Annotated in this window: 14 protein-coding genes and 1 riboswitch; of the genes, 10 read left to right on the top strand and 4 right to left on the bottom strand. The window is 39.8% G+C overall.

Going from position 1 to position 17,135, the window contains the following annotated elements:
* Window positions 1–239: 239 nt before the first annotated feature.
* Entirely contained in the window at window positions 240–1,103 is an 864-nt protein-coding gene (gene fba / locus H8Z77_RS09965) for a class II fructose-1,6-bisphosphate aldolase (protein WP_069986811.1), read from the bottom strand.
* A gap of 348 nt (window positions 1,104–1,451) precedes the next feature.
* On the opposite strand from fba, the gene H8Z77_RS09970 reads away from it, so the two are divergent.
* From H8Z77_RS09970 to H8Z77_RS09990, 5 genes are all read left to right on the top strand, one after another.
* On the top strand, window positions 1,452–1,628 hold the full coding sequence (locus H8Z77_RS09970) for a hypothetical protein (RefSeq protein ID WP_186996904.1): 177 nt from the start codon (window positions 1,452–1,454) through the stop codon (window positions 1,626–1,628).
* A 100-nt stretch (window positions 1,629–1,728) separates the two neighbouring features.
* A complete protein-coding gene (locus H8Z77_RS09975) occupies window positions 1,729–2,718 on the top strand; it encodes a Gfo/Idh/MocA family protein (protein ID WP_186996905.1) in 990 nt (329 codons plus the stop codon).
* Between the two features lie 228 nt (window positions 2,719–2,946).
* Complete coding sequence (locus H8Z77_RS09980) at window positions 2,947–4,674, top strand: DEAD/DEAH box helicase (protein WP_069986814.1); 1,728 nt, start codon at window positions 2,947–2,949, stop codon at window positions 4,672–4,674.
* 343 nt (window positions 4,675–5,017) lie between these two features.
* On the top strand, window positions 5,018–6,184 hold the full coding sequence (locus H8Z77_RS09985; RefSeq protein ID WP_186996906.1) for a M24 family metallopeptidase: 1,167 nt from the start codon (window positions 5,018–5,020) through the stop codon (window positions 6,182–6,184).
* 198 nt (window positions 6,185–6,382) lie between these two features.
* Window positions 6,383–6,551, top strand: a riboswitch (M-box (ykoK) riboswitch).
* 169 nt (window positions 6,552–6,720) lie between these two features.
* Window positions 6,721–7,647: a magnesium transporter CorA family protein gene (locus tag H8Z77_RS09990; protein WP_069986816.1), complete on the top strand. Its 927-nt coding sequence runs from the start codon at window positions 6,721–6,723 to the stop codon at window positions 7,645–7,647.
* A 38-nt stretch (window positions 7,648–7,685) separates the two neighbouring features.
* Here H8Z77_RS09990 and H8Z77_RS09995 read toward each other — a convergent pair whose 3' ends face one another.
* On the bottom strand, window positions 7,686–8,024 hold the full coding sequence (locus tag H8Z77_RS09995) for a helix-turn-helix domain-containing protein (protein WP_186996907.1): 339 nt from the start codon (window positions 8,022–8,024) through the stop codon (window positions 7,686–7,688).
* 130 nt (window positions 8,025–8,154) lie between these two features.
* Here H8Z77_RS09995 and H8Z77_RS10000 point away from each other — a divergent pair, with 130 nt between their 5' ends.
* Window positions 8,155–8,532 (top strand): hypothetical protein, encoded by a 378-nt coding sequence (locus H8Z77_RS10000; protein ID WP_186996908.1) that lies wholly within the window; start codon window positions 8,155–8,157, stop codon window positions 8,530–8,532.
* A gap of 300 nt (window positions 8,533–8,832) precedes the next feature.
* Entirely contained in the window at window positions 8,833–11,745 is a 2,913-nt protein-coding gene (locus tag H8Z77_RS10005; RefSeq protein WP_186996909.1) for a nitrilase-related carbon-nitrogen hydrolase, read from the top strand.
* A 97-nt stretch (window positions 11,746–11,842) separates the two neighbouring features.
* Here the strand turns inward: H8Z77_RS10005 and H8Z77_RS10010 are convergent, their stop codons facing one another.
* On the bottom strand, window positions 11,843–12,130 hold the full coding sequence (locus H8Z77_RS10010) for a putative quinol monooxygenase (protein WP_186996910.1): 288 nt from the start codon (window positions 12,128–12,130) through the stop codon (window positions 11,843–11,845).
* A gap of 232 nt (window positions 12,131–12,362) precedes the next feature.
* Between H8Z77_RS10010 and H8Z77_RS10015 the strand changes: the two genes are divergently transcribed.
* Window positions 12,363–13,034: a double zinc ribbon domain-containing protein gene (locus H8Z77_RS10015; RefSeq protein WP_186996911.1), complete on the top strand. Its 672-nt coding sequence runs from the start codon at window positions 12,363–12,365 to the stop codon at window positions 13,032–13,034.
* Between the two features lie 58 nt (window positions 13,035–13,092).
* Here H8Z77_RS10015 and H8Z77_RS10020 read toward each other — a convergent pair whose 3' ends face one another.
* Entirely contained in the window at window positions 13,093–13,530 is a 438-nt protein-coding gene (locus H8Z77_RS10020; protein ID WP_186996912.1) for a MarR family transcriptional regulator, read from the bottom strand.
* Between the two features lie 94 nt (window positions 13,531–13,624).
* On the opposite strand from H8Z77_RS10020, the gene H8Z77_RS10025 reads away from it, so the two are divergent.
* A complete protein-coding gene (locus tag H8Z77_RS10025) occupies window positions 13,625–13,891 on the top strand; it encodes an acylphosphatase (protein ID WP_186996913.1) in 267 nt (88 codons plus the stop codon).
* A gap of 659 nt (window positions 13,892–14,550) precedes the next feature.
* Window positions 14,551–17,079: a glycyl radical protein gene (locus tag H8Z77_RS10030; RefSeq protein WP_186996914.1), complete on the top strand. Its 2,529-nt coding sequence runs from the start codon at window positions 14,551–14,553 to the stop codon at window positions 17,077–17,079.
* The last annotated feature ends 56 nt before the right edge of the window (window positions 17,080–17,135 follow it).

The following is a 17,135-nucleotide window of genomic DNA, read 5'->3' on the forward strand; positions in this document are numbered from 1 at the left end:
TTCAGTAATATCTATCCAATCCATATCGTTATCATTCCCAAAATAGTGGACAAACACACCATAACATTATTTTGATAACCTTCGATTGGATTCCACCATTTCATGTTCCGATATGTTTTTTGTAGCGCCGTTTGATCCAGCAGAATATTTTGAAAATAGAGATACTAAAAGTGCACAGGAAAAAGAGCAAAGCCATTTTATGCTTTGCTCTTAATATAGATAATATAGAATTCTATTTTTTATGCCTTGCCAATCGAACCAAACAGTTCCATTTTTTCTTTTACAGTTTCTTTGATGGCTTCTGCACCTGGTTTTAACAGTTTTCTTGGGTCATAACCTTTCCCTTGTAAATCTTTCCCGTCCTCAATGTATTTTCTAGTAGCTTCTGCAAAAGAAAGCTGACATTCTGTATTTACATTGATTTTGGAAACGCCCAGGTCAATTGCTTTTTTAATCATATCGGCTGGAATCCCTGTACCACCATGTAATACCAAAGGGAGATCTCCTGTTAATTTTTGAATTGCGTCTAAAGTTTCAAAGGATAAACCTTTCCAGTTTGCGGGATATTTACCGTGAATGTTGCCGATGCCAGCAGCTAGCATGGTAACTCCAAGGTCCGCAATCATTTTACATTCTTGTGGGTCAGCACATTCGCCAGCGCCGACAACGCCGTCTTCTTCCCCACCAATAGAACCAACCTCAGCTTCGATGGAAATTCCTTTTTCTGTTGTGAGTTTTACTAGCTCTTTTGTTTTTTCAATATTTTCTTCGATTGGACAATGGGAACCATCAAACATAATAGATGAAAAACCTGCCTCAATACAAGCCAAGGCACCTTCATAACTACCATGATCTAAGTGAAGGGCAACTGGTACGGTGATGCTCATATCTTTTAACATGCCGTTTACCATGCCTACAACGGTATGGTAACCAACCATCCATTTCCCAGCGCCTTCCGAAACGCCTAAGATGACAGGTGATTTTAACTCTTCTGCTGTTTGCAGGATAGAACGTGTCCATTCCAAATTGTTGATATTAAACTGTCCAACTGCATAATGGCCTTTTTTTGCTTTTTCCAGCATCTCTTTCGCGGATACTAACATAGAAAATCCTCCTACTCGTCATTTTGACGTATAATTTGAATAGGAATTGCTTTTGTGCCTTCCTATCCTGCTTGATAATTTTATTATATGCTCTATGGATGGAAATATCAAGGGGATTTTGCAGAATTGTTAATTTATTAACAATTTGAGCTGTAGAAATTTTTCCAAAATATTTGTTGATAAATACCAATTTTACCAGTATAATAAAATTAATATTCTAGTAGTTCTAACATGGTTGAGGTTTGTAGCAACAGAATACATAAAAATGGCATGTTATCTATCGGAATAGGCCAGTAGGAAATTGTGAAAATTGTACAAGGAGTCGAGTGAAATCAAGGGAAAACTAGAATGAATATTGTGGTGGGAGTAATCTTATTGATGGTATTATCTGTGGGGATCGCTGTTATCATTTATGCTGGTATCTACTATGTCCGTTTTTGTACCAGAGGTTACTTTGTTTGTGTAAAGCGTGGGAAAAAGTTTTATCCACCATTATGGAAACTCGCCTTTTCCGTTCATGTGTGAAATGAAGTTTTGGTGGTTTTCCTTTATTATGGCGCAAAAGAGTATATGGAACTGAAGTTAAAACAAAAAATAAGCAACAGAAAAAGGTGGTTGATCAATAATGAAAAAAATTAATTGGGGCATTTTAGCAGCAGGCAGGATTTCCTCCTGGTTTTGCACTGGGCTGCAAACAGTTAGCAATGCGAATATTTTAGCAATTGGTTCCCGTTCCCAGGAAAAAGCGGAGCAATTTGGGGACCGTTTTGAGATCGAGCGGCGATATGGAAGTTACGAGGAGTTAGTGAACGACCCAGATATAGATGTCATTTATGTAGGCGTTCCAAGTAGGTGGCACCATGAATATACTATGTTGGCGCTGCGGGCTGGAAAAAACGTGGTATGCGAAAAGCCGTTTTCCATGAATGCCAAGGACACCAAAGAACAAATTACCTATGCCAGGGAACACAATTTATTTTTGATGGAAGCCATGTGGACCAAATGTACTCCGGTTTATCGTACTGTTATGGATTGGGTAAGCCAAGGAAGGATTGGGGAAGTTCGTTTCTTTAAAGCGGACTTTTTTACTCCGGGGAAAGCAAATCCACCTCACCGGTTGTATAACTATGAAATTGGCGGAGGTGCATTACTTGATTTAGGAGTATACCCTATTACATACGCTTGCTCTTTATTGGGACATCATCCAACAGAGGTTTTATCCGCAGCAGACTTTGCCCACACTGGTGTGGATATTAATAATTCCATTATTTTAAAATATGAAAACGGAAACTACGCGGCAATTTCCAGTGGATTTAATGTGCATCAGCAAAATCCTGCCGTTATTGTAGGTACAAAAGGGAAGATTACCATTGACCATAACTTCTTATGTGCGGAATCTGCCCAATTGCGGGATTTAAACAATGAAATAATCCAACAGGTTCACTATCCATTTGAGAAAAACGGCTACGAATATGAAGGCATGGAGGCAACCCGATGCTTACAGGCGGGATTAAAGGAATCCCCTTGGATTCCATTGGAACATACCCAGGCTGTTATGGAAATTATGGATACCTGCCGTAAACAATGGGGGTTTGCATATACTTTTGAAAAATAAATCCTTATTTGACAATCTTCACAAAATATGCTATACTTATTTATATGATTTGCTGACAACGAGGAAGGCTCTTCCTCGTTGTTTTTCTATGTACAACACGTAACATGACAAAAGCATTCTTGCACTTTTGCCGTAGCTTTTGTATTTAAAATAGGGTGTTTGATATATTTTGATAAAGACGATTACAATTATGTTCCAGCAATTACTGGAATTAGAAAGAGGACTAGAATGAACCCAAAACTCTCATTTTCAGAATTAAACCTTTCGCCATCATTGGAACGAGCTGCTTACGCAATGGGGTTTTCTACGCCAACGGATATTCAGGCGCAGACGATTCCGCTTATTTTGCAGGGAAAAGATGTAATTGGACGTTCCCAGACTGGAACGGGAAAAACCGTTGCGTTTGGGATCCCAGCAGTGGAAATGATTGAAACAGATTTGGATTCTCAACGTGCGGGCAAAGTACAGGTGTTGGTGGTATGCCCTACCCGGGAATTGGCAATGCAGGCTGCGGATGAACTGCGAAAAGTTGCCCGTTATAAAGAAGGGGTAAAAATTGCGGAAGTATATGGCGGTTCCTCAATGGAACGCCAAATTTTAAAATTAAAACGTGCTTCGATTGTAGTGGGGACACCGGGCAGAATTATGGACCATCTTCGCCGCCGCACTTTGAGGCTGGACCAGTTAAAAATGGTTGTTTTGGACGAAGCGGATGAGATGCTCAGCATGGGATTCCGTGATGACATCGAAACTATTCTAAAACAATCCCCAGAAAATCGCCAAACAGTGCTATTTTCCGCAACTATGCCCCCAGCTATTTTGGCGTTGACCAAACAATATCAAAAAAATCCTAAAATGATCCAGATCAACAGCAAAAAAGTAACGCTAGACGCCATTTCTCAACGTTATTATGAAGTACAACAGGACAAAAAATTGGAAGCACTGGAGATTTTGCTGGAAACTTATGACCCTTCTTTGGCGATTATTTTCTGTAACACTAAAAAAATGGTGGAACAGCTGGCAGATGCTTTGGCAATGGCAGGTTTTTATGTGGATGGATTACATGGGGATATGGACCAATCCCAGCGGACCCGTGTTATGAATGGCTTTAAAACAGGGCGCTTAAACCTGTTGGTAGCAACTGATGTGGCAGCCCGTGGAATTGATGTAAATAATGTGGACTATGTATTTAACTATGATATCCCACAAAATCCAGAATACTATGTCCATCGGATTGGCCGTACTGGCAGAGCTGGAAAAGAGGGGATTGCAGTTACTCTTTGTTGTGGCAAAAGCCAGGTGGATGATTTATACCAGATTGCCCGTATGACAAAATCGAAACTAAACCGGTGTAAACTTCCTGTCCGTGGATGGACATTGGAGCAGGCAGAAGAAAAGTATACCAAGGAAGTTTTGTCTGTTTTAAACGGGGATAAACCTGACTTAGCATGCCGTTCCACAGTAGAGCAGTTGGTACGCCAGGGATATGACCCTATGCAGCTTGCAGCAGCTGCGCTGGAACTACATTTTGGCAAAACAGAATTGGTTCCAGCTAGCCAGATAAAAGAGATAAACCGTACTCCAAAAGTGAGGATTACCAAAGAGCCATATACCAAGATTGTGTTAAATGCAGGCAAGATTAATCATGTAGCAGCCAACCATATTCTAGGGGCATTGACAGAACACACCGGCTTTCCAGGGAGTGAAATTGGAAAGATTGATGTACAAGACTATCAAACCATTGTATCTATTCCAGAGAGTATTTCAGAACAGGTGATCCAATCCATGCAGCAATGCCGGATTTGTGGTAGAATGACTTCCGCTAAAAAATATACAGAGGAGTCTTCCAAACAAGGTAACTATTCCAAGAATAACCGCCAAAAACCGTTGTATCCTGTAAAACCAAACCAGCGGAACCGGAGAAATTTCCAAAATCGAAACAATCGACATCTTTAATTGAAAAACCCTTTTGCTTCATTATTAGCAAAAGGGTTTTTCTTATTAGTAAACTTTTGGCCATACGTGAGTTCCAATAAGGTTGATCAAAGAAACGTGTAATGAGGATTCATATTATACAAAAAGAACAGAATATTAGCCGTTATTGGAAAAAAGAAACTGTATATCTCTTTTAATATAATCTAGTAGTATAGCTTATTATGAATATTATTTGCCTGTTTTAGAATTTAATTGACAAATTTATAGGCTTGATGGTAATATATGATTTATTCAGGTAAATATATTAGTTTTTATCCAAATTTACCATATTAAACTGTATAATAAAATAATAAGGGGAATTACAATGAATTTAATAAAAATTCCAAAAGAAGAATATCAAGACCGTTGGCAAAAAGTCCAAGAAATGATGAATGAAAATGAGTTAGATGTTGTTTTGACTTATAGCGATGATAGAGCTACTTATGGAAATGCTTATGCAAGATATTATTCTAACCTACCAACACATTTTGAGCCAGTAATTCTTATGTTTGTTCGAGGAAAGGATCCAATTGTTTTAACAGGACCGGAAACAGATGGATACGCTCAACAGGTGGGAATCATTCAGGATGTAACCGTCCTTCAAGAAATGTCAGCAGAAGATGAGGATTATCCATTTTCTGTAATTAAACCGTTTGTAGAAATGTTAAAGAATAGAGTGCAATATGATGTCAAAAAAATTGGTATTGCAGGAAAGATATACATGGGAGCCCAGTTATATGAATCGATTGTAAAAGCTTGCCCTGAAATTGAATTTGTTGATGTGGACCAACAGATCAATGTATTACGTGGTATTAAATCACAAGCAGAAATTGCGGTTATTCGTAGAGCTTACGAAATTGTAAACCTGGGTATGAAAACAGCAATTGATGCGATTAGGCCTGGAGTTACAGAACGTGAGGTTGCAGCAGAAGCGGAATATATCATGCGTAAAAATGGCGCGGAAGGGTTTGGAATCGATACTATGGTTTCATCTGGACCAAACACCCGCCATATTATTTCCCGTACAACAGATAGAGTAATCCAGAAAAATGATGTAGTAGTAGTTACATTAGCACCAAGATATGAAGGATATCATGGAGCTTGTGGTAGGCCGGTATTTCTTGGTACTCCCAATGAACAAGAATGGAAAGCTGTATTAGCTATGGAAAAGGCGCAACAAGTTTGTTCTGAGAATTTAAAGATTGGAAATATAGGCAGCGAAGTAGAGGCAATGGGGCGTTATGTGATGAAAGAGGCAGGATATGAAAAGAATTTTATGTATTCTGGCCTACATAGTGTAGGTGTTATCGAATTTGAAGCTCCAATTCTAGGACCATCCAGTAAAACAGTTATTCAAAAATATATGGTGATATCAGTTGATATTCCATTATATGAAGCGGAAATTAATGGTATGAGAATGGAAGATGGATATTTAATTACGGAGAATGGAGCAGAAAGATTAACAGATGCACCAAGAATCGTGAGAAAATAACTTTTGCAGTATTACGGTATATATTTTTTAAATATATACCGTAATACGTTACGAAAAGTTTTATTAGCTGTCTATCGGATAATAGAAAAATTTCATAAAAACATTGCTTATAAAAGAGGATAAACGTATTATGCGTTAATTTCCTCCGTTTCAAGTATTCTTTTCCTTGACATAATATAGGTATCGTTTTATAATAAAATTATACACCGTTAGGTGAGGTTACTCCATGGATATGGCTGTTGCCCGGAAATGTCGAGAGACGCCAACGGGTCAGCTGGCACTACCGAGTTAAGGTTTTGTCTAACACAGCTGATAGTGTTTTCTATCTATGCCCTGGAGAGCCAAAACTCGGCGAACAGTGGGTGTAGCTGTTTTGTCGTGTGCAAAACGGCTTTTTTATTGCCCAAAAATAAGTTTGCGTAAAATAAAAGAAAGGAGTACATATATGGCTGACGATGTCGGACGAAAGCGAATTGTAAACACGATAATAGCCATATGTGAACCATGTGGCTAAATAAGAAAGGAGGAGTTCTACGATGATGGAATTCTATAAAACACTGGATGGCCACATTACTCCCATTAGCCAGCTAGAAGACTATACTTGGATTAATATGGTTGCTCCTACTACAGAGGAACGCAACTTTATCATCAAAGAATTAGGGGTAGAACCTACTTTTTTTAGTTCTGCGTTGGACGAGGAAGAAACCCCTCATATTGATACAGAGGATGACCAGACCGCCATTATCATCGACATTCCCGATAGAACCAGTGATGAAAAGGGAAATATTGAATTTTGCACCTTGCCTTTGGCGATTATTATGAAAGGAAAAACCTTGATTACGGTTTGTATTAAGGATTCTCCTATTATTCGAGATTTTACCAATGGATTAATTCGCAATACCTATACTCAGTATCGGACTCGATTAATTTTTCAAATTTTTTACCGGATTTCTCAAACTTATCTGGCTTACCTAAAACAGATTGACAAAATTACCGATTTCGCGGAGCAGCAATTGCATAAATCCATGAAGAATAAAGAATTGTTCCGCATGATGACCATTGAAAAGAGCTTAGTTTATTTTTCCACTTCTTTAAAGGCGAATGAGGTGACGCTCCAAAAGATTTTCCGTGGTCGTTTGTTGAAATTATATGACGATGATAAAGATCTGTTGGAAGATGTATTGCTAGAAGTAAAGCAGGCAATTGAAATGTGTACCATCTACCGGGACATTATGGGTGGAACCATGGATGCCTATGCGTCCATCATTTCCAACAACCTGAATATTGTGATGAAGGTACTTACTTCTATTACCATTTTAATGGCGATACCAACACTGGTTAGTAGTTTTTATGGAATGAATGTATCGTTCCTTCCGCTGCCGGTATTCTGGTTCCCCATTTGTATCTCTATTTTACTTGTCATTATTGTGGCGGTTATCCTGCATAAAAAAAATATGTTATAGAAAATAAAATCCTGATAGAAGAAAAATCTATCAGGATTTTATTTTATACTCTTTAATTTTAACGCATGTTGAATAATGTGAAGTATCTCAATTTTTTCCAATTCTGTGGTGTTTTTTAGTTCATACAAAATTTGTCCAGTTACAACGTCGGTTTCGTTTTGTTTCAATGGCTGATTGCTAAAAAAATCGGAAAGAGAAATTTCTAAAGCATTGCATAACTTCTCCATGATAACAACAGTAGGGTTTTTTTCATTTCGTTCCACTTGGCCCAAATAAGCAGTTGTAATATCAGCCCTCAAGGCCAACTGTTCTTGGGAAAGTCCTTTGGAGCGCCTTAATTCACGAAGGCGTGTTCCTATACTATAATTATTATTCATACATATCACCAAAGTTTATTATGAAAGATTGATTTTCTTTCATCAACGTGATATAATTATTTTAAATTATATAAACTATAGTATATGATATTATTGTGATAATATTGGACAGATACAAAAGGTGAGGAAAATGAAGGTACTAAAAGGAATTGCTCGAATAATGGTTGGAGTATTGTTGAGCATTATTGGCTTTTTGATAGCAACAACTTCCCTAATGGAAAGCCAATCTGGTCTGATAAAAATGATCCTATTTATTATTTTGTTCGGAATTAGTTATGGAATGGCGAGTTTTTTGTGCTTTGGAAAACAGTTGAATGATATTTTTTTGTATTTTCCTGTTGCGTGTATTCTTGGAATGATAGTTTGGATCTGGGTAATTATTTTTTCATTATTTATAGTATTTCCGTTTAATTTAGTAGATCGTTGGATTTTGACATTGGGCTTTTTATGGTGCGCAGTTACAATAATATGTAAAAACCATTATTCGTGGATGCAACAATCAAATTAATCTGTTTTATAAGGAAATGAATCATGTTTATGCTCTGGTTTTGCTTTTTTGGAATAGCCTTTATAAATCTGATACAACTTTTAGTAGGATGTTTTTATTTGTTAAATATTTTATAAAAATTATCCTTTTTTAATAATATATTTTAATTAAATTGAGGAAATTGAATTAGATGGGTTGATTTAAAAAAATGCTGGGTATATAATAAAGCCAACGAAACAATTGAGAAAAGGCAAAGGCGCCATTACAGATGGTGTCTTTGCCTTTTTTGTTTTGTTTAAAAAATGAAAGAGGAGTGTAGTTATGAAATCAAAATTAAGCTCTCGTATTCTGGCAATCACCGTGGCTGTAACCCTTGCGGTTAGCTCATTTGTTACTACAACAGCTGCTACTAACGGGCAAAGCGCCACAAAAACAATCCAGCCCGGGGAACTGGCGGTTGTCAATTTTTCTCCTGTGTGGGGAGACAAGGAGGCAAATAAGGAAAGCATACTTTCTTATATGAAACAGGCGGACGAGCAAGGAGTGCAAATGATTTTGTTCCCTGAGATGTGCTTGACTGGTTATGCTTCCTCTAGCGATCCAAATTCGGAAATTTATCAGATGGCAGTAAACGAGGCAGAAACAACAACCAGTCCGATTACCCAGGAAATTGCCTCCTATGCAGACCAATATGATATGTGGGTATTTTTCGGCACATCTGAGCAAATATCGGGGGATAAGGAACACGCTTATAACTCTGAGTTTGCCTGTTCTCCGGATGGTACAGTAACTGCCTACCAGAAAATAACCCCAGTAGAAGGAAGCTGGTGTACACCGGGCGATACTCCTGTTATGGTGAACACACAGTGGGGGAAAGTAGGCATTAGTATCTGCTATGATACCTATGCTACACCGGAGTTGGAACGGTATTACGCTGCGCAAGGATGTAGTATTGTGTTAAACCCGACTGCTACCTCCCGTTCCTATACCGATGTAGATGGTGATAATATTCGGGATGACCAGGGCTGGGAATGGTATTATAAAAACCGCCTGGAAAGCATAACATCTAGGGAAGGCATTCTGGTTGCCAGCGCAAACCTGGTAGGTGGGGATGGTCCAATCAAACAGGATGGGTCTTCTACGTACAATTTCCCAGGGGGCAGTGTTATTTTAGCAAGCCGGTTTAGCGGACCTGTATATTATGCGGGGACAACTGGGGATGATGATATCATTACTGCAACCGAAGGGATGCTCTCCAACTCCCAGGCGATTGATTTAAGTGGTATGCCAAGCTCTACCTGTAAAGTCAGCTCGGATTTCCATCCCGATTATTATGCAAAATGGTATAAAGAGCTTGCTGACAAACAGGCTTCCGGGGAGACATTACGGTATTCTTCTGATGTAACTGACGGTCCTATAGCTGCTGTGGCCAATGTGTCCGCAACATGGGGGGACAAGGATGCGAATATTCAGATGATGGTCGGCTATATTGAACAAGCGGCACAAAATGATGTTGACATCCTCGTATTCCCTGAAACCGTGCTTACCGGCTATAGCTGTGAAGATCCGGAAACGGATGGCATTGAAGGCGACCAATATATGCAGGTCGCACTGGCGGAAACAATACCGGGCCCTTCTACCAACATCATTGCGGAATATGCCAAAAAGTATAATATGTATATCGTTTTTGGTATGCCGCAAAAGATGGATACCCCAATGTACGAAGCGTTAAAAGGTGAAATGGTGGAAAAAGTTTATAACTCAGCTGCGATTTGTAAACCGGATGGCACAGTGGATTCCTATCAGAAAATGCATCGCGCAGGGGTAGAGTCTTATTGGTCTGTTTGTGGGGATACCCCTTATATGTTGGATACACAATGGGGTAAAATTGGTGTTGATATCTGCCGGGATGGACATTTCTACCCAGAATTAGGCCGCTATTATGCTGCTATGGGATGCACAATGTTAATCCATCCAACCGCAACTACAGGAAACCCATGGTATCGTGAAACTAGGATTGGATCTTATACCGACCGTGATGGTATGGCGGCGATCACTTGTAACCTGTTAGGTCCAGATGGCATCTACAATGAAGAAACCGGAAGCTATTCCGGTGGGGAATTTGCAAGCACCAGTATGATTGTTACCAAATACCATAACGAAAATGGACGCACTGGATTTGACCCGGAAACAGGTTCCGCTATCGATTTAAACGGGACTGGTTCCGAATCCGAAGGGTTTGATGAACGTGGCACCAGCCCAGAGGGGCTTGAAATTGCCAAGATGGATCTTAGTGGATGTGGGTTTCAAATTACGAACTTCAATCCATTGTTGTTCGCCAAAATGTATGACCAATTGGCAGTAGAAAATATTCCTGGATACCAGTCGATTTTTAGCACCAATACAACAGTACTAGATCAAGTGATCACTTATGCGGAAGCGCAACAAACATCTTCTTCTTTTGATGATGTCATTCCAATGGTGCAGCAGTCCTTCCATCAGGCTCTGGAAGCCGCTAAAACTGTCCAGACCGACCAGTTTGCAAGCCAGGAAGAAATTGACCAAGCATGGGTTACTTTGTTGGAAGAAATCCATAAACTGGGATTTGTAAAAGGGGATAAAACGCTGTTAAAAACATTTTATACCTATGCGAACGGGTTGGATTTAGATCTTTATGCGGATGGGGATGCAAAACAGGCATTTTTAACCGCATTGGAAAACGCGGCAGATGTTATTGCGGATGAAAATGCAATGGCGGATACGGTTGAACCCGCTTACGACGCCTTGATTCAATCCACTATGGATTTACGGTATAAAGCGGATAAATCCATTCTTGAATCCCTAGTTCAGCAGGGGGATAGCATAGACGCAAATCTGTATACAGCTGAAAGCGTGGCAGTGCTAAATGCCAGCCTAGCAGAGGCCAAAGCTGTTTTAGAGGATACTACACTTTCGATTGATGACCAGTCCGCTGTAGACCAACAGGCAGTAGCGCTCCAAACCGTTCTTGATAGCCTGGTCTTAATCGGTCAGGACACTACCTCAACAATTTCTACCGATGGATCTACCGAAGAACAGTCTGGAGGGCAGAATTTATCCGAATCTTCCTCCGAAGCAGTTACACAAACTGGATACACTACTCCGCGTACAGGGGATAACACTGTGGCTGCGGTAGGTGCGGTACTGGCAGTGGCAGTAGCAACCGCTGTTTTGGCAGGGAAACGAAAAAAATAGCAATTATCTTTCCTTTATCTTGACCATATCATAGAATAATGCCCATCCTATCTCAAATAGGATGGGCATTATTCCAACTGCAAAGGGGGAAAAGTGGTTACAGAATCACTTCCATAGTGGTAATCTCCATTTCCCTTTCTAACAATGGTGAAATCCGCTGGATCAACACATTAAAATGTTCACTGTTTAAATGCAGGGCAACCGCCTGCTGGTCCTTCCATTTTTCCACAAAAGCAAAACAGTTATCCGGCTCTGGGGCTTGGCACAGCTCGTAGGAAACATTGCCCGGTTCCAGACGGCTGGCGTCAACTAAGGTATTTGCCAGTGTGAGGAAAGCCTGTATATTTTGTGGCTTTACCAAACATTTCGCATAAGTACAAAGCATGGCTTACACATCCTTCCTTTTTCTTAATCATACTGCAAAATAAAAAACCTGTCAACGCAATGAGAAATACAACTATTCCTTATAAAAAGTTTATAAACTACCATCGCTTTTCAACAATAAGATAAGAATATTTTGAAAATAATGAAATTTTCTTGTGGACTATTGCATAAAAATATTGTATGATAAGAATATCAGATTATTTTGCTTGAAAAAAGCAAATGGAGGTTTTATCATGATTTGTCCTAATTGTAATTTTGTAACTGAAAATGATGTTGCATACTGTCCACAATGTGGTGCCCCGATGGCTGCGGCATCCAACGACCCAACAAATCAGCCACAAGTACAACCACAGGATACTGCTCAAATGCCACAACAACAATACAGCCCAAACGCAGGCTATGGTACATATACAGCGCAAGTTACTTACAACCAACAAATGCCACAACAGCAGGCTTATCAAGGTCCACTTTATTGTAAAAACTGTGGTAGACCACTTAATCCTGGCGCAGCGGTTTGTGTAAACTGTGGTGTAGCTGTTGGGGTAGGGAACCAGTTCTGTGCCAACTGTGGTAATCAGGTTGATCCAATGGCTGCCATCTGTACCCACTGTGGAGCTGCCCAACAAGGTGGAAACTATGGTGGTGTAAGCCAAGCAAAATCCAAATTAACAGCAGGTTTGCTGGGGATTTTCCTGGGCCTATTTGGCGTTCACAATTTTTATCTAGGATTTATCGGGAAGGCGGTAATCCAATTAGTAGTAAGCATATTAGGTATGTTCCTTATGTGTGTAGCAATTGGTGGATTAATGATTTTAGGTATGTGGATTTGGGGTCTGGTAGAAGGAATTATGATTCTGACAGGGTCCATTCCAGCGGATGCCAAAGGTATTCCACTACGGGATTAACAGATTAATATGGTAAGAAAAACCGGTGTATTGGAATACACCGGTTTTATGTTATGTGTTATGGAAATCGTTTTGCGTTTTCTAAAGCTAAAATATTAGATGCAGACTTTTTTAAGAGAAATAAGAATTGCTGTTTTTCCTGTTCTGTAAACCCATAAGTAAGGGATTCACAGCTTTGTTGGATTGCTTCTAGAATAGCTGAATACGCCTTTTTTGCCTGTTCTGTAGGAAACAAGTGGAATGTCCGTTTGTCTTGCTCGTTTGGGAAACGCAATAAAAACCCGGTTTTTTCTAGTTGGTTCAGGGCACGGGTAATATTGCTTGGATTAACATGGATAAAAGATTGTAGTTTATCTTGGGTAATCCCTGGGTTTTCACATATTTTAAGAATGTAGAAATACTGGCTGTTATTAATGTTTAAATTGGCTAGATTTTTGTCTAAGTTTAGCCTTGTAAATCGGTCGGCAATGGAGAGCCATTTAATGAGTTCCCGCATGGGTTACCTCGCTTTCTATGAAAAAGTTAGTAGTTTGCGGTCGCAATCATTATAATGCGGATCTACAGGCTTGTCAAGAAAAAGGAGTGAAAAAATGTTACGGTATCAAATACGCCTTACAGGCTGGGTTCAAGGAGTTGGGTTAAGATGGTTCATCAATACTAGAGCAGCAGTGAATCAATGTACTGGCTGGGTGCAAAATCAATGGGATGGAAGCGTATTGTGTGAACTGCAAGGGGAAGAATCCAATGTAGACGCTGTATTAAAGGAAATCCGCCAAGGAAACCAATTTATTGTGGTGGAGCAGATGGAAATTCATGAAATACCCACGCAAACAGAGAGTGGGTTTCATATACGATAATAAATCTTCCTTATAAAACTTATGTTTATAGGTTTTGATCAAATTTAGTTGGACTTTTACAACGCAATATTTAAGATGAATTTGGCGTGATGGCAACAGTAAGAATGCTTTCTCATTTTGTAGGAAGAAATTTTTGTCATATAGGAAATTTAATGGAACATATTTATGGTTGCAGCATGATTTAGAATATCCTATATTGTTTTATTTTTAATAAATTTCTTTCTGCTGTTTTATGAAGGGAGGACAGTTTACCACGGTCACTTCAATCCGCTGTTTTTTGCTGAATATCATTGTACCATCTATTTATTATACCGGAATAGAAACATCATCTTTCATTGACTTTTATGTGTAAAAAAGTTATAATAAATACTGTATCAGTATATTCTTAGCGCACTGGAATTCCAGTGTCGCAAAAGATCGTTATAATCTGGTGAAAATCTGCTGTATAGCGGAGAAAACAGCTTGTTCGTGCGCTTTTGGAGGCGCAACCAAAAGCGTATAAGGGCTGTAACCAAGAATTATTTTCGTTTTATCATATTGATGTTGTTTGATTTTTTGTAAGAGAAAAAAGAAAATTTTCTCAATTTGTTTTTGCTGGTAAAAAGTTTAATCCAGCGTTCATTCTAAAAGAATCGTGTCACCGACAAGGAGAATGACAAATGAAAGAATATTACACCCGTTCCATTCCAGTTAGCCCTAGAATTGGAAAATTAAAAGAGGATCTGTTTGCTAAGATGCCTCAAATGGAAGCGGACCGTGCGGAGCTGCTCACCGAGTCTTACCAACAGACAGAAGGCTTACCAATTATTACACGCCGCGCAAAAGCGTTCGCCCATATTTTAAAGCATATTCCAATTGTGATCCGTGATCATGAACTGATTGTTGGAAGCAATACGGTTGCACCACGTAGTAGCCAGGCTTTTCCGGAGTTCTCTTTCCAGTGGGTAGCGGATGAATTCGATACCATGGAAACCCGTGAAGCGGATCCATTTTATATTTCCGAAGATACCAAACAACGTTTGGCAAAAGCGTTCCAGTATTGGGAAGGCAAAACAACCAGCGATTTGGCTACTTCTTATATGACTCCAGAAACATTGACAGCAATCGAGCATAATATTTTTACTCCAGGAAACTATTTCTACAATGGGGTAGGGCATGTTACCGTATGTTATGGTAAAATCCTGCAAGTTGGGTTTGAAGGGATTATAGAAGAAGCAAAAGCTGCTTTGGCAAAATGTAATCCAGGGGATGCGGATTTTGCAAGACGCAGCCACTTTTTAGAAGCGGTCATTGAAAGCTGTGAAGCAGTCATTGGTTATGCACACCGTTATTCTGAACTGGCGGCAGCACAGGCAGAAGAATGTACGGACCCAACCCGTAAAACAGAGCTGTTTAAAATTTCCCGCAACTGTGCCCAGGTTCCAGGTAAACCTGCCCGTAATTTTTATGAAGCTTGCCAGTCCTTCTGGTTTGTACAGCAGTTGCTACAGTTGGAATCCAGCGGCCACTCAATTTCCCCAGGCCGTTTTGACCAATATATGTACCCTTATTTTGAAAAGGATTTAAAAGAAGGTAAAATCACCCACGAATCCGCTCAGGAACTGTTGGATTGTATCTGGATTAAATTAAATGACCTGAACAAAGCGAGAGATGCTGCCTCTGCAGAAGGGTTTGCTGGATATAGTTTGTTCCAGAACCTTTGTGTTGGCGGTCAGGATGAAAACGGTATGGACGTTACTAACGACCTGTCCTTTATGTGTGTGGAAGCTTCTATGCACGTATTTCTGCCACAGCCATCCTTGTCCTGCCGTGTTTGGAATGGTACCCCAAACGAATTGCTGATTAAATGTGCAGAACTGACCAGAACAGGAATTGGTTTGCCAGCTTATTATAACGACGAAGTGATTATTCCATCTCTGGAAAGCCGTGGTTTGACATTACAGGATGCCCGTGATTACAATATCATCGGTTGTGTAGAACCACAAAAATCTGGAAAAACTGAGGGCTGGCATGATGCTGCGTTCTATAACATGCTCCGCCCTTTGGAACTGGTATTCTCCCGTGGTATGGATAATGGCGTAATGGTTGGGATTGATACTGGCGACGTTACCCAGATGAAAACATTTGACGAGTTCTACAATGCGTATAAAAAACAAACAGAATATTTGATCAGCTTGTTAGTAAACGCAGATAATGCAATTGATGTTGCCCATGCAGAACGTTGTCCATTGCCATTCCTCTCCTCTATGATTGAAGATTGTATTGGACGGGGCAAGAGTGTGCAGGAAGGTGGAGCAATCTACAACTTTACCGGTCCACAGGGCTTTGGGATTGCCAACATGACAGACGCACTTTGGGCAATCAAAACCCTGGTATTTGAACAGCATAAGTTGACCATGGCAGAATACAAACAAGCTTTAGATGACAACTTTGGACATGGTATGTCGGAGGAAAAAGCAACCCAAATTACCGCTGAAATTGTAAAACAGTTAGCTGCTGTTGGAAAAAATGTTAGTAATGAACAGATTGCTGCTGTTTACAACCAGGTAAAATCCCAAGCTTGTTCTCCAGAAAAACAAGCAAAATACAACCAGTTATTAAACTGGATTGATGAATTACCGAAATTCGGTAACGATATTGAAGAGGTAGACCGGTTTGCGCGTGATGTTGCTTATACTTATACAAAACCATTAGAGCAGTACCATAACCCACGTGGCGGTATTTTCCAAGCTGGTTTGTATCCAGTATCTGCTAACGTTCCTTTAGGTGCGCAAACAGGTGCTACACCGGATGGCCGTTTAGCTGGAACGCCAGTTGCAGATGGTGTATCCCCAGTATCCGGAAAAGATGTACATGGACCAACGGCTGCTTGTAACTCGGTATCCCGTTTGGATCACTTTATTGCATCCAACGGAACACTGTTTAACCAGAAGTTCCATCCATCTGCATTGTCTGGTACACAGGGATTGGCGAACTTTGCGTCTTTAATCCGTGCTTACTTTGACCAAAAAGGTATGCATGTACAGTTTAATGTTGTCAGCAGGGAAACTTTGATAGACGCCCAGAAACATCCAGAGAATTATAAAGGTCTGGTCGTACGTGTAGCAGGATACAGTGCGTTGTTTACCACATTATCCAAGTCCTTGCAGGATGATATTATTAAACGTACAGAACACGTTTTCCAATAAAATAGAAAACAAAAGGTAGGCTCGTATTTGATCAGACAACCGGGCAGTTTGCCTGT

The sequence above is a fragment of the Clostridium facile genome (assembly GCF_014297275.1).
Lineage (GTDB): Bacteria > Bacillota > Clostridia > Oscillospirales > Ruminococcaceae > Massilioclostridium > Massilioclostridium facile.

Coding starts and splice junctions, on each gene's coding strand:
- fba (WP_069986811.1), bottom strand. CDS start 1,103: ATGTTAGTATCCGCGAAAGAGATGCTGGAAAAAGCAAAAAAAGGCCAT.
- H8Z77_RS09970 (WP_186996904.1), top strand. CDS start 1,452: ATGAATATTGTGGTGGGAGTAATCTTATTGATGGTATTATCTGTGGGG.
- H8Z77_RS09975 (WP_186996905.1), top strand. CDS start 1,729: ATGAAAAAAATTAATTGGGGCATTTTAGCAGCAGGCAGGATTTCCTCC.
- H8Z77_RS09980 (WP_069986814.1), top strand. CDS start 2,947: ATGAACCCAAAACTCTCATTTTCAGAATTAAACCTTTCGCCATCATTG.
- H8Z77_RS09985 (WP_186996906.1), top strand. CDS start 5,018: ATGAATTTAATAAAAATTCCAAAAGAAGAATATCAAGACCGTTGGCAA.
- H8Z77_RS09990 (WP_069986816.1), top strand. CDS start 6,721: ATGATGGAATTCTATAAAACACTGGATGGCCACATTACTCCCATTAGC.
- H8Z77_RS09995 (WP_186996907.1), bottom strand. CDS start 8,024: ATGAATAATAATTATAGTATAGGAACACGCCTTCGTGAATTAAGGCGC.
- H8Z77_RS10000 (WP_186996908.1), top strand. CDS start 8,155: ATGAAGGTACTAAAAGGAATTGCTCGAATAATGGTTGGAGTATTGTTG.
- H8Z77_RS10005 (WP_186996909.1), top strand. CDS start 8,833: ATGAAATCAAAATTAAGCTCTCGTATTCTGGCAATCACCGTGGCTGTA.
- H8Z77_RS10010 (WP_186996910.1), bottom strand. CDS start 12,130: ATGCTTTGTACTTATGCGAAATGTTTGGTAAAGCCACAAAATATACAG.
- H8Z77_RS10015 (WP_186996911.1), top strand. CDS start 12,363: ATGATTTGTCCTAATTGTAATTTTGTAACTGAAAATGATGTTGCATAC.
- H8Z77_RS10020 (WP_186996912.1), bottom strand. CDS start 13,530: ATGCGGGAACTCATTAAATGGCTCTCCATTGCCGACCGATTTACAAGG.
- H8Z77_RS10025 (WP_186996913.1), top strand. CDS start 13,625: ATGTTACGGTATCAAATACGCCTTACAGGCTGGGTTCAAGGAGTTGGG.
- H8Z77_RS10030 (WP_186996914.1), top strand. CDS start 14,551: ATGAAAGAATATTACACCCGTTCCATTCCAGTTAGCCCTAGAATTGGA.